Below are 13,291 nucleotides of genomic sequence, written 5' to 3' on the forward strand. Positions count from 1 at the left end.
CGCCTGGGCGCCACGTCGACCCGCGCCTCACGAGACCCGGGCCGGCCAAGGCTTCCACTCAGGCGAACTTGAGCGCCCTCCACCAGGCTCGCACGATCACACGAGCCCTGTCGTGTAGAAGATCAGAATCGCCGCGCAAGCTGCCATCGTCTTAATCAGCGTAATTGCAAAGATGTCCCGATACGACTGGCGATGCGAGAGTCCGCACACGGTGAGTAGCGTGATAACGGCACCGTTGTGCGGTAACGTATCCATTCCCCCACTCGCCATGGAAGCGATCCGATGGAACACTTCCAATGGAATCCCCGATGACTGTGCCAACTGCACGAACGTGTCCGCCATCGCGCCAAGCGCGATGCTTAAGCCCGCGATAGCCGACCCGGTTAGCGCTGAGAGTACGGTCACCGAGATGCCCAGGTTAAAAAGCGGGCTAGGAATCGTCTGAAGTGCCTTCGCGGCAACAACGAAACCCGGTAACGCCGCCATGATGGCGCCGAACCCGAACTCCGATGCACTGTTCATCGCGGCGAGCAGCGCCCCGTTGACGGCCTGCTGCGAGCGCACCATGAACTGAGGAACAATCTTGCGCCAGCCAGTCGCTAGGACGGTGAGAATACCCACGACCAGAGCGCCTTCGACGGCCCACAGTGCGGACTCCGCACGCACGTCAATCGGAAGTGCCTGAGGTAGCCCGGCGAGGCTGAGTGAATAGTGTCCATCCGAGTACGCCAACGGAATCAGCTTCGAGAATGCGAAATTGAGGGAGCACACCAGCACAAGCGGCAATAACGCCAACCAGACGTTCGGCAGCTTTTCCCCGGTCTGGGTCGGTTCAGGCTCATTGATATGTCCAACGCCATACCCTTCCCCGGCTTTGGCCGCCGCGCGTCGACGGTACTCGAGATAGAGCATGCCGGTGATGAAGATCAACACGCCGCCAAGCGTTCCCAGGCGCGGAGCAGCCCAAGTGGTGGTATGGAAAAACGAAATGGGAATGATGTTCTGCACCTGCGGACTGCCCGGCAAGGAGTCCATCGTGAACGTAAATGCCCCCAACGCGATCGTGCCCGGAATCAGGCGCTTCGGGATTCCACCTTGGCGGAAAAGCTCGGCGGCGAATGGGTAAACAGCGAACACCACTACGTTCAGGGATACGCCGCCGTAAGTGAGGAGCGCGCAAACAAGAACGATCACGAGCATCGCCCGATGCCCACCCACGAGATGCACAATCGAGGCACTGATGGCACGGGCGTTGCCCGAAAGCTCAATGACTTTGCCAAACAGGGCGCCTAGCAGGAAGACGGGGAAAAACAGCTTGAAGAATGTGGACACTTTCGCCAGAAATATGCCAGAGAAAGCCGGCCCAACGGCCTGGGGTTCTGTCAGCAAAACAGCGATGAGCGCCGCGATCGGTGCAAAAATAATGACGCTATGTCCACGGTAGGCCATGAAAACAAGAAAGGCCAGAACGGCGACAATAACAAGTACTGCCATTTGAATTGACTCCTGATTTTTTTCGTATGAGCGCGCACAGAGCCTCTGAGCCGGGGTCGCCAGAATGCGTGGGCCACATAAGGGGAGACGGCGCGATCAATTAATTCGGATTCCGTAGCGATCGATGCAACCACCGCTACCTCCGATTTCTTTCTATTGTGTACACCCTTGATCGTACGAGTCCGTACCGATGCTCTTGAACTCGACTGCCTAGGCACTGAACAACCTTGTTCCGGAGCGTCTACGCAGTGGGGGATGAGAATCTGCATGTCTGCGCTTGCGGTCACAATTTTTCAGTGGACGCATAATAAAATCGGCAAGGCGAATATGTCAATATATGACTATATATCCCATATAGTGAGATTTATATCGACGGGGGCGCGCAGCGTGAAGCCGCTGAACGATGATCCGGGTCTTTTTCTGAGTTCCTTTGGCTAGCACCCGAATACATAAGGGGGTCATCGCACCACGCCACGCCGCCGCCGGCTCCAGGTATCTCCAGCACTCGTTCCCGTCGTAACCCGCACGCCCAGTCGGCGCTCAGGCAGATATCGGGTAATCCCGAGAATTGCCAATAGCTCGCGTGGCACGCCTATGTCTCATGTGCTACGCTCAATTCGAGCAAATCTGGTACAAGAACACGCAACAATCAGGCCTGCACTGCATAGCGGGCACCGATACCGGTGGAGAAGACGCAGAATGGAAGCGATGTACGACACAGGCCTTGAGCGCCGAGAAGCAAACTACGTCCCCTTGAGTCCTATCGATTTCATCGTCAGAGCCGCTGACGTGTATGGTGACAGGCTCGCCGTGGTGTATGGCGACACTCGTCGCACGTGGGCCGAAACGTATACGCGGACCCGACGCCTCGCCAGCGCGCTGCAGGGCGCCGGGATCGGAACCGGCGATACTGTGGCGGTTCTCCTTCCCAATATTCCCGAGATGGTCGAGGTCCATTTCGGAGTGCCGATGGCAGGAGCGGTGCTCAATACGCTGAACACCCGGCTGGATGTGCCAACGATCCTGTTCATGTTGCGACACGGCGAAGCGAAGGTTCTGATCATCGACACCGAATACTCGCAAGTCGCTCGGGCTGCCGCAGCGGAGTTTCCGGCGCTGCGCATCGTCAGCGTTGCGGATGCAATGCCGGCAGATCCCGCGGCGTTCGCCTCTGCCGTCGACTACCCGACTTTCCTGGACGGCGGCGCCTCGGATTTTGCCTGGTCGCCGCCGGCGGACGAGTGGGACGCGATTGCGCTCAACTACACGTCCGGAACCACCGGAGATCCCAAGGGCGTCGTGTACCACCATCGTGGCGCCTATCTGAATGCCGTTTCGAACATCCTCGAGTGGGATCTCCCGAAACACGCCGTCTATTTGTGGACGCTGCCGATGTTCCACTGCAACGGTTGGTGCTTTCCCTGGACCATCGCCGCACGTGCAGGCGTCAACGTTTGCTTGAGACGGTTCGATGTGAATCAGGTTTTCGAGTTGATACGCCGCGAGAAGGTGACCCACTATTGCGGTGCGCCGATCGTTCAGAGTTCGCTCGCAAACGCTCCGGCGGAACTTAGGCACGGTATCGGCCATCGCGTAGCGACGATGGTTGCCGGTGCGCCGCCGTCACCGGCAGTGATTGGGAAGCTTAATGACATCGGGGTCGATGTGACGCATGTCTACGGACTGACCGAGGTCTATGGTCCGGCGTCGGTATGCGCAAAGCAGGAGTCGTGGTCAGCACTGGATGGCGATGCCCGCGCTGCGCTCAATGCCCGGCAAGGCGTGCGATATCACCTGCAGGCCGCGGTAACGGTACGTGACCCCGCTACGTTGGAGGCAGTCCCTCCAGACGGGGAGACCATTGGCGAAATCATGTTTCGTGGCAACATCTGCATGAAAGGGTATCTGAAGAACCCGAAAGCCACCGACGAAGCATTTTTCGGCGGATGGTTTCATACAGGGGACCTCGGCGTCATGTCTTCGGACGGCTATATACGCATCAAGGACCGAAGCAAAGACATCATCATTTCCGGCGGGGAGAACATCTCCAGCATTGAGGTTGAGGACGTGCTTTACCGCCACCCTGCCGTTTCCGTTGCCGCAGTCGTTGCAATGCCCGATGCCAAGTGGGGCGAAGTTCCTTGCGCATTCGTCGAACTCAAAGCAGGCGCGACGGCGACAGCCGAGGACATCATCAAGCACTGCAGAGAACACCTGGCAGCCTTCAAGGTGCCGAAACGGGTGGAGTTTGGCGAACTGCCAAAAACGTCGACAGGGAAGATCCAGAAGTACGATTTGCGTGCACGGGTTCAATCTGCATCCGCGATCGATCTTGCCGGAGACAGTGCAACCGGAATGCCGCGCACCTCGTCCGACAGCAAGGTTTGACACAGCGGATCTTCACCGCATAAGAACCGGCCTGAGTCCCTGACGACTCAGGCCGGTTTCCTTTGTGCCCGATTCAGGCGAGCGTCGCGCGCACGCTGCCAGGCCCGCCAATGTCGGCAGCGAATGCGGACCCGCCATGGTTTCATGGGCCCTTTCGGGGACTCAGTCCGTTGTTCCGCCACGCCACACCGCGCCGGGGCGTACTTGCGTTGATAATATCCGCCGAGGGACAAGCGGGCTTCCTTTCGTCCGTGCACGCGACATCAACCAGATCACGGCAATGCATTCACTAAGCGCTACCGTACCCATCTCACTCGTTCGGGGCTTCCTCGACGGCGTAGGCGCGCCGCCTGATGTCGTCAGGCAATACCTCGAAGCGGCAGGTATTTCCGACGCCCTGCTGACCGAGCCTGGGGCGCGTGTCACGGAATCGCAATTCTCAACGCTTTACCGCGCACTTGCGATCGAGTTCGACGATGAAATGCCGGGTATCTTCGAGCGTCCTTTGCGTAATGGCACCCTGAAGTATCTGTGCCTCAGCCTGCTCGACGCTCCCAACCTCGAAACGGCAATGCACCGCTTCGGCCAGTTCATGCATCTGATTCTCGACGACTTTCGATTTGAGTCTTCTCGAGTCGGGCCTGTGGCCGAAATTGTGTTGCGGGCGGGGCCCGCCGGCGTCAGCGCCCTGGGCCAGCAGTTGATGCTGAAGCTCGCGCATGGCGTGGGGTCGTGGCTCATCGGTCAAAAGATCCCGCTTCTGCAGGTGGAATTCGCGTTTGAGCGGCCTCCTCACGCCGTCGATTACCTCTATCTCTTCCCGGGACCGGCGCAGTTCGACTGCAAGCTGACACGCATGCGCTTCAGCGCTTCCTATTTCGATATGCGCGTGCGTCAGCGCAAGGCCGACCTGCGCAAGTTTCTCGCGCGAGCGCCAGAGGATTGGATATTCGTGGCCTTCAACGAGCAACTCACGAGCCATCGGGTCAGGGATTGTCTTGCATCGCGACTTCCCGATATGCCGTCCATCGATGACGTTGCTCAAGTCCTCAACTGCTCGGTGCGCACGCTTTGCCGGCGGCTGTCCGCCGAAGGCTCGGCGTTCCAGACGCTCAAGAACGAGTTGCGACGGGATATTGCGATCCGGCGCCTCACCGAAACCCAGGAAGCGATTGCGGCGATCGCCGCCGATGTCGGATTTGATGACCCCACTGCGTTCCATCGCGCGTTCCGTCAATGGACCGGCAGCACGCCGGGCGAGTATCGGCACGCTGCACTTCGGCCCGTTGCGGCCCGCCCGCCCAGGGCCTGATCGACGACGAAAGCCGGCGGGACGGCTGACTACGCCCTGCATTCCGGCCCTGCCGGGGAACCCTCCCTGGTCGACTCGTGGCCGATATTGTCAATAGATGGTCCGGTTTGGTTATCGGGATTCTCGCCTATCGCCGCTACGATCTGGTCGATAGTTGCCGTGCAGGACCTCAGCGTTCCGGTGTCATGGCAGGCCTCTTCACTACCGTCCACTGGAAAAGCACCAGAATGAGCTATATCGCACCCGTCAAGGAAATGCTCTTTGTCATGCAGGAGCTGGCCGATCTCGAGCGCGTGGCGGCGCTTCCCGGCTTCGAGGACGCCGGGCCGGACTGCGCCCAGGCCGTGCTCGACGAGGCGGCCCGCTTCAACGCCAATGTCGTCGCGCCGCTGAATGTCGAGGGTGACGTCAACCCCAGTAGTTTCAAGGACGGCGTTGTCACCGCTACGCCGGGCTTCAAGGAAGCCTTTTCTCAGTTCGCGAACGGTGGCTGGCAGGGCGTTGTCCACCCGGCCGAGTATGGCGGTCAGGGACTGCCCAAACTGATCGCGACCGCCTGCATTGAAATGCTCAATGCCGCGAACCTGTCGCTGGCGTTGTGCCCGGTGCTGACCGACGGGGCCATCGAGGCGTTGCTCATTGCCGGCAGCCAGGCGCAGAAGGAACGCTACGTGCCGAAGCTCATTTCGGGTGAGTGGACCGGCACGATGAACCTGACGGAGCCGCAGGCAGGTTCGGACCTCGCGTTGGTTCGCACGCGTGCCGAACCGGTCGGCGACGGTAGCTACCATCTCTTCGGCACGAAGATCTTCATCTCGTGGGGCGAGCACGATATGGCCAGCAACATCGTGCATCTCGTACTCGCTCGCCTGCCCGGCGCCCCCGAGGGCGTAAAAGGCCTGTCGCTTTTCATCGTGCCGAAATTCGTAGTCAACGAAGATGGCTCTCTGGGTGCCCGTAACGACGTGCATTGCGTGTCCATCGAGCACAAGCTGGGCATTAAGGCGAGTCCGACGGCGGTGCTCCAGTTCGGCGATCACGGCGGGGCCATCGGCTATTTGGTCGGGGAAGCCAACCGCGGCCTCGAATACATGTTCATCATGATGAATGCGGCACGTTTCGGTGTCGGTGTGCAGGGTATTGCCGTGGCCGACCGCGCTTATCAGCGGGCCGTGGCCTATGCGAAAGACCGTGTGCAAGGGCGCGCCGTAGACGGCTCGTCGAAGGCGCCGCTGAGCATCATCAAACACCCCGACGTGCGTCGGATGCTCGCTACCATGCGTGCGCTCACGGAGGGTGCCCGGGGGCTCGCCTACGTCGCGGCAGCGCACAGCGATATCGGTCACCGTCATACCGATGCGTCGGTGCGTGCCGACCATCAGGCCATCTACGAATACCTCGTGCCAGTGGTGAAGGGGTGGAGCACCGAGTTGGCAAACGACGTCGCCAGCCTTGGCGTGCAGGTGCATGGCGGCATGGGCTATATCGAGGAGACGGGGGCAGCGCAGCATCTTCGCGACGCGCGAATCCTTGCCATCTATGAAGGCACAACAGCGATCCAGGCCAACGATCTCGTCGGCCGGAAGACGTTGCGTGACGGCGGTGCTGTCGTCAAGGTGCTGATCGCAAAAATCGACGAAACCCTCGCGGCATTGTGGGAGCACAAGTCGTACGAATCGAACGCCGCGTTCCAGGCGCTCCACAAGCGACTTGGGGCGGGGCGCGAATCGCTGGCGAACGTGGTCGACTACGTGCTCGCGCACGCCAAGGACGATCCCAACGCCGTATTTGCCGGCAGCGTGGCGTATCTGAAGCTGGCTGGCATCGTGCTATCCGGATGGCAGTTTGCCCGTGCGTTGCTCGTCGCCACGGACAAGCGCAACGACGATCCCTCGTTCCATGATGCCAAGATGGCAACCGCCCATTGCTTCGCGACCCAGGTCCTGCCGCTCGCGACTGCGCTGGAAGCCGCCATCGTTGGCGCCCACGACGGCAACGAAGGTGCGTTGGCGTTGACCGACGACCAGTTCTGACGCAGGGGTTGGACATGCTCAGCACAGCAAGCCCGATCGAACAGGCCGGCGCACGCGAGTCGATGGATTATGACGTCGTGATTGTCGGCGGCGGGCCGGCCGGATTGTCCGCGGCGATTCGCCTCAAGCAGTTGTCTGTCGAGAGCGGCGTCGAGTTGTCCGTGTGCGTTCTGGAGAAGGGCTCGGAGATCGGGGCTCACATCCTCTCCGGCGCCGTCATGGACCCACGCGCCATGACCGAACTCATCCCCGACTGGAAAGGGAAAGGGGCTCCGCTATCGGTGGAGGTCACCGAGGACAAGTTCCTGTTTCTCATGCAAGCCGGTTCGAAGCGGGTGCCCGCCTGGGCACTTCCGGACAACTTCAGGAATCACGGCAACTATGTCGTTTCGCTGGCCAACGTGACGCGGTGGCTGGGGCAACAGGCAGAAGGACTCGGCGTCGAGATTTTCGCCGGCTTTGCGGCCGCCGAAGTGCTTTTCGACGACGACGGGGCAGTCAAAGGCGTTGCGACCGGCAACCTGGGCATCGGCAAGGACGGCAAGCCGACGGAGAACTTCCAGCTCGGCATGGAGTTACACGCGAAATACACGCTCTTCTGTGAGGGCGCACGTGGGCACCTGGGCCGTCAACTGAACGAGAAGTTCAAGCTGAGCGACAACGCGGATCCCCAGGTCTATGGCATCGGCATCAAGGAAGTGTGGGAGATCGAACCGTCGAAGCATACGCCGGGCCTGGTCATGCACACGGCCGGCTGGCCACTCGAGAACGACACGTACGGCGGCTCGTTTCTCTACCACATGGACGATCGCCAGCTGGTAGTCGGCTTCGTCGTGGGCCTGGGATATTCGAATCCGTATCTGTCGCCATTCGAGGAGTTCCAGCGATACAAGACGCATCCGGAAATCCGCAAGGTGCTCGAAGGCGGGAGACGCCTGTCCTACGGCGCGCGCGCGATGACGGCGGGCGGCCTGATGTCCTTGCCGAAGCTGGTGTTCTCCGGGGGCGCGCTCGTCGGTGACGACGCGGGCTTCCTGAACGCATCGCGTATCAAGGGATCGCATGCGGCGATCAAGTCGGGCATGTTGGCTGCCGAAGCGGCATTTGAGGCATTGCAGGCAGGGCGTGAAGGCGATGAGCTTACGGCCTATCCCGAGGCGTTCAAGCATTCCTGGCTGTACGCCGAGCTGCACCGCGCCCGAAATTTCAAGCAATGGATGAGCAAAGGTCTGTATCTGGGCACGCTGATGGTCGGCATCGAGCAAAAGGTGCTGCGCGGCAACGTCCCGTGGACGCTGCACCACCAGCATTCGGATCACGAGACGCTGAAACCGGCCTCGCAGAGCACGCCCATCGAATATCCGAAACCCGACGGCAAACTCACGTTCGACAGATTGTCCTCGGTGTTCATCTCCAACACCCATCACGAAGAGAATCAGCCGGCGCATCTGACGCTGAAGGCCCCGGCGGTTGCGCTGAACGTGAATTGGCGGACTTATGCGGGGCCCGAATCACGCTACTGCCCTGCAGGCGTCTACGAGTATGTGAAGCAGGACAGTGGTGGCGAGCAGCTTGTCATCAACGCGCAGAACTGCCTCCATTGCAAAACATGCGACATCAAGGATCCAAGCCAGAACATCGTTTGGGTCGCACCTGAGGGGGGCGGCGGCCCCAACTATTCCAACATGTAATTGAACCCCGGGCGTGCTTCATGGCATGAGGCGCGTCCGGCGTCCATTTGGAGATACGAGAAATGCAAAGAGAAGTCGTTGTCGTCGGTGGCGTTCGTACGGCTATCGGCAAGTTCGGCGGTAGTCTGAAAGACCTCCCGCCGACCGAACTGGGTGCGATCGTGGTGCGAGAGGTACTCGCGCGGTCGAAAGTGGCGGGCGCCGACGTCGGCCACGTGGTGTTTGGCAACGTGATCGCCACAGAGCCGAGAGACCTGTATCTGGCGCGAGTCGCGGCGCTCGACGGTGGCATCTCGGAAGCGACGCCGGCCTTCAATGTCAACCGCCTCTGCGGGTCCGGGCTGCAGGCGGTCGTCTGCGCCGCGCAGTCTATTCTGCTGGGTGACGCCGACATCGCCATCGGTGGCGGCGCCGAGAACATGAGCCGGGCGCCATACATTACGCCCGACACACGCTTCGGCGCTCGCATGGGCAACGCGCAACTGATCGACATGATGTTGGGCGCGTTGCACGATCCGTTCCAACGGGTGCACATGGGAGTAACCGCGGAGAACGTCGCGCGAAAGTACAGCATCACGCGCGAGCAGCAGGATGCCCTTGCGGTCGAATCGCACCGCCGCGCCTCGCGTGCCATCGCCGAGGGCCGCTTCAAGGAGCAGATTGTTCCGGTGACTCGACGCGTGAGAGGCAAGGAGGTCGTATTCGATACCGATGAGCACGTGCGCCAGGACGTCGAACAGCCCGAGCTTGCGGAGCTGCGCCCGATATTCCAGAAGGAAAACGGGACGGTGACGGCTGGCAACGCGTCCGGCATCAATGACGCCGCTGCGGCCGTCCTGTTGATGGAGCGCAAGACGGCGCAGGCGCGAGGTTTGAAGCCGCTGGCGCGCCTGGTGTCCTACGCGCATGCCGGCGTCGACCCGCTCTATATGGGCATCGGCCCCGTACCCGCGACGCGCATCGCGCTCGAGCGTGCGGGACTCACCGTAGGCGATCTCGACGTGATCGAATCCAACGAGGCCTTTGCTGCACAGGCCTGCGCAGTCGCACAGGAGCTTGGATTCGACCCGGTAAAAGTGAATCCGAACGGCTCGGGCATCTCTCTGGGCCATCCCATCGGCGCGACAGGTGCTCTGATTACCGTCAAGGCGCTGCATGAACTCAGGCGCGTGAGCGGACGCTATGCACTCGTCACGATGTGTATTGGCGGCGGCCAGGGTATCGCCGCAATCTTTGAGAATCTTCAATGAGTTGCGCACGATGCAGCAACGCTAGCCACTGAGAGCCATAATGGAAATTGGGACGATAGGAATTATCGGCGCGGGGACGATGGGCAATGGCATCGCGCAGACCGCCGCTACCGCCGGATTGAATGTCATCGTGATCGATGTTGCCGAGTCGGCCCTGACGAACGGGCTCGCACGGCTGGAAAGCAATCTCGATCGGCTTGTTGCGAAAGACAAACTCGACTCGGAAGCACGAGGCGCTGCGCTTGCGCGAGTCAGGTTCTCGACGGATTATCAGCCACTGTCGGATGCCGATCTCGTCATCGAAGCCGCAACGGAAAGTGTCGCCCTCAAGCACCGAATTCTGGGGCAGATCGAATCGGTGGCGCGTCCCGGCGCCATCATTGCGACGAACACCTCGTCTATCTCGGTCACGGCGTTGGCGGCGGGTCTGGGCGACGCTTCGCGTTTCATCGGAATGCATTTCTTCAACCCGGCTCCGCTGATGCCGCTCGTCGAGATCATTCGCGGGTTGCAGACGAGCGACGCCACCGCCGATGCGATTAGCGAGTTGACAAAGCGTCTGGGAAAGACGCCAATTGTCGTCAGGAACTCCCCCGGGTTCGTGGTGAACCGTATCCTTGTGCCGATGATCAACGAGGCCTTCTTCGTCCTTGCCGAAGGCATTGCGAGCGCCGATGAGATCGACGCGGGAATGAAGCTTGGCGCGAATCAGCCGATCGGCCCGCTCGCGCTCGCGGATCTGGTCGGACTCGACGTCTGCCTGTCCGTCATGGAAGTGTTTCTGAACGATTTCGGAGACCCGAAGTATCGGCCGGCCCCGCTGCTGCGCGAGTTCGTGGCGGCGGGACGGCTCGGGCGCAAAACAGGCCAGGGTGTCTATCGTTACGACTGAGTATCGAACGGGCACCGGGAGGATGCCCGTTCGATGGCAGGTCTGACGCCCTTGCCCGATGGGCAGCCAGGCGCGAATCGATCATCGCTGACTGGCCCGGCTGGGACGAGATGGGATAAAACCAACATCAGATTCAGGAGACAATGATGCAGGACGAGTTGACGAACACGACCCCCTCGGCATACGCCTATCCCTTGCTTATCAAGCAGCTTTTGCATACCCCGCTGGCTCACGCCCCGGAGCAGGAGATTGTTTACCGGGGGCAACATCGAATGACGTACCGGACGATGAACGAGCGAATCTCCAGACTCGCCAACGCCCTTGCCAAGCTTGGCGTGCGGCATGGCAGTACCGTCGGCGTCATGGACTGGGACAGCCATCGCTATCTGGAATGTTATTTCGCTATCCCGATGATGGGAGCGGTGTTGCAGACGGTCAATGTACGATTGTCCAACGCGGAAATCGCGTTCACGATCAATCACGCCGGCGCCGAAGTGCTTCTGGTCCATACCGATTTCCTGCCGGTGATCGATGCGATCAAAGATCAATTGAAATCCGTCCACACCTTCGTTCTCATCGACGAAGACGACGACGCCCTCACGACACACACGATTCCGTTCACGACGGAGTACGAGCGCATGCTCGCGGTGAGCGATACGCATTATTCGTTCCCGGATTTCGACGAAAACACGCGCGCCACCACGTTCTACACGACCGGAACCACGGGGCAACCCAAGGGTGTTTTTTTTTCTCATCGGCAACTGGTACTTCACACGATCAGCGTGATGGCCGGGTTGGCGAGTCCGGTCTCGGGGCAACGGCTGCATCGAGGCGATGTGTACATGCCGATCACCCCCATGTTCCATGTTCACGCGTGGGGCATGCCCTACGTCGCAACGGTCATGGGGCTGAAGCAGGTCTACCCGGGGCGCTATGCCCCCGACCGGCTGGTGGGGCTCATCCGTGACGAGGGCGTGACTTTTTCGCACTGTGTCGGCACGATTCTGCACATGCTGTTGAACTGCCCCGAAGCGAAGACGGCCGACTTCAGCCGCTGGAAAGTCATCGTTGGCGGGAGTGCGCTGACACAAGGCCTGGCGAGCGCCGCTTTCGCACGTGGCATCGATGTCTTTACGGGCTACGGCATGTCTGAGACCGGTCCGATCCTCACGCTGGCGCAGATCAAGCCCGACCTTGGCCCACTCGATGCGACCGAGGAGATACGCCTGCGCTGCAAAACCGGTCTTCCCGTTCCTCTGGTCGATCTGCGGATTGTCGATGACGCGATGGCAGACGTTCCACACGATGGCAAAGCCTTCGGCGAAGTGGTTGTGCGCGCGCCATGGCTGACGCAAAGTTACCTTCGCAATCCGGAAGCCTCGGAGCAGCTATGGGAGGGCGGGTATCTGCATACCCAGGATATCGCCAGCATCGACCCGGCGGGCTACCTGCAGATTACCGATCGACTGAAGGACGTGATCAAGTCAGGCGGTGAATGGGTGTCGTCGCTCGAAATCGAGAACCTGATCTCTCGTCACCCTGCGGTCTCCGAAGTGGCGGTGTTCGGCGTCAAGGACGAGAAGTGGGGCGAGCGGCCGGTCGCGCTGGTCGTACTGAAGGCGGACGCGGGCTCCGTCGACGACGAAGAGATCAGGCGCCATCTGCTTGCGATTGCCGCGACTGGGGAAATTTCAAAATACGCGGTGCCACAAATCGTCAGGTTCGTCGACTCGCTGCAAAGGACCAGTGTCGGCAAGTTGAACAAGAAGGCGATGCGCGAACAGTTTGTCTGACCGATTTCCGTGGGGCGAACGCCGGCCGCTCTCTGTACAGCGCTTTTTTATCTCGGATTCAACCAGTGTTTCGGACAAAAATGCGACAACGGTAAAGAACTATCTCCCTGATCTGCCCGACTATTTCGGGCTGGTCTGAATGTTAGTTTTCCTGCGCCTTGATTGAGCCCGGCTTTACCGACACACCGATGCCCCGTACCGTGCCGACCGACCAATACGCTGCCGCCGCGGTGCTGGAACCTTCGGGTGCGGCGGCATCCCTGGCGGATATCGCGCGGGCAATCGTCTTCTTCTGCGACCCCGGAACGCGTTTCATTATGGGGCAGACGTACTTTGCCGATGGCGGCAAATCGCTCGGCTCGGGTCTCCGGCAATCCGTCGCGGCGCTCGGATCCGCTTACCTCGGCATCTCACCCAAGCACGCACGGCGCTGAAGAC

The 13,291-nt window shown here is 60.6% G+C and carries 9 protein-coding genes; 8 read left to right on the plus strand and 1 reads right to left on the minus strand.

Features of this window, described 5'->3' with window-relative positions; genetic code table 11:
• Positions 1-96 precede the first annotated feature (96 nt).
• Positions 97-1,494, minus strand: a complete 1,398-nt coding sequence (locus tag PCE31106_RS18815) for a GntP family permease (RefSeq protein WP_150564330.1) — start codon at positions 1,492-1,494, stop codon at positions 97-99.
• A 708-nt stretch (positions 1,495-2,202) separates the two neighbouring features.
• On the opposite strand from PCE31106_RS18815, the gene PCE31106_RS18820 reads away from it, so the two are divergent.
• From PCE31106_RS18820 to PCE31106_RS18855, 8 genes are all read left to right on the plus strand, one after another.
• Entirely contained in the window at positions 2,203-3,882 is a 1,680-nt protein-coding gene (locus tag PCE31106_RS18820; protein WP_437343831.1) for an acyl-CoA synthetase, read from the plus strand.
• A 280-nt stretch (positions 3,883-4,162) separates the two neighbouring features.
• Positions 4,163-5,194, plus strand: coding sequence for an AraC family transcriptional regulator (locus PCE31106_RS18825; RefSeq protein WP_150564364.1), 1,032 nt, complete (start codon positions 4,163-4,165; stop codon positions 5,192-5,194).
• Positions 5,195-5,421: 227 nt separating this feature from the next.
• Entirely contained in the window at positions 5,422-7,227 is a 1,806-nt protein-coding gene (locus PCE31106_RS18830) for an acyl-CoA dehydrogenase (protein ID WP_150564332.1), read from the plus strand.
• Between the two features lie 14 nt (positions 7,228-7,241).
• Complete coding sequence (locus tag PCE31106_RS18835) at positions 7,242-8,918, plus strand: electron transfer flavoprotein-ubiquinone oxidoreductase (RefSeq protein WP_150564333.1); 1,677 nt, start codon at positions 7,242-7,244, stop codon at positions 8,916-8,918.
• 62 nt (positions 8,919-8,980) lie between these two features.
• The gene (gene bktB, locus PCE31106_RS18840; protein WP_150564334.1) at positions 8,981-10,168 is read left to right on the plus strand and encodes a beta-ketothiolase BktB; all 1,188 of its coding nucleotides are present in this window, start codon (positions 8,981-8,983) and stop codon (positions 10,166-10,168) included.
• Between the two features lie 40 nt (positions 10,169-10,208).
• Positions 10,209-11,060 (plus strand): 3-hydroxybutyryl-CoA dehydrogenase, encoded by an 852-nt coding sequence (locus PCE31106_RS18845; protein ID WP_150564335.1) that lies wholly within the window; start codon positions 10,209-10,211, stop codon positions 11,058-11,060.
• 146 nt (positions 11,061-11,206) lie between these two features.
• Positions 11,207-12,853 carry a fatty acid--CoA ligase gene (locus tag PCE31106_RS18850; RefSeq protein WP_150564365.1) on the plus strand — a complete coding sequence of 549 codons (1,647 nt, stop codon included), beginning with the start codon at positions 11,207-11,209 and terminating at the stop codon, positions 12,851-12,853.
• A gap of 158 nt (positions 12,854-13,011) precedes the next feature.
• Entirely contained in the window at positions 13,012-13,287 is a 276-nt protein-coding gene (locus PCE31106_RS18855) for an SDR family oxidoreductase (protein WP_302476062.1), read from the plus strand.
• Positions 13,288-13,291 lie beyond the last annotated feature (4 nt).

It is taken from the genome of Pandoraea cepalis (assembly GCF_902459665.1).
GTDB lineage: Bacteria > Pseudomonadota > Gammaproteobacteria > Burkholderiales > Burkholderiaceae > Pandoraea > Pandoraea cepalis.

Coding starts and splice junctions, on each gene's coding strand:
- PCE31106_RS18815 (WP_150564330.1), bottom strand. CDS start 1,494: ATGGCAGTACTTGTTATTGTCGCCGTTCTGGCCTTTCTTGTTTTCATG.
- PCE31106_RS18820 (WP_437343831.1), top strand. CDS start 2,203: ATGTACGACACAGGCCTTGAGCGCCGAGAAGCAAACTACGTCCCCTTG.
- PCE31106_RS18825 (WP_150564364.1), top strand. CDS start 4,163: ATGCATTCACTAAGCGCTACCGTACCCATCTCACTCGTTCGGGGCTTC.
- PCE31106_RS18830 (WP_150564332.1), top strand. CDS start 5,422: ATGAGCTATATCGCACCCGTCAAGGAAATGCTCTTTGTCATGCAGGAG.
- PCE31106_RS18835 (WP_150564333.1), top strand. CDS start 7,242: ATGCTCAGCACAGCAAGCCCGATCGAACAGGCCGGCGCACGCGAGTCG.
- bktB (WP_150564334.1), top strand. CDS start 8,981: ATGCAAAGAGAAGTCGTTGTCGTCGGTGGCGTTCGTACGGCTATCGGC.
- PCE31106_RS18845 (WP_150564335.1), top strand. CDS start 10,209: ATGGAAATTGGGACGATAGGAATTATCGGCGCGGGGACGATGGGCAAT.
- PCE31106_RS18850 (WP_150564365.1), top strand. CDS start 11,207: ATGCAGGACGAGTTGACGAACACGACCCCCTCGGCATACGCCTATCCC.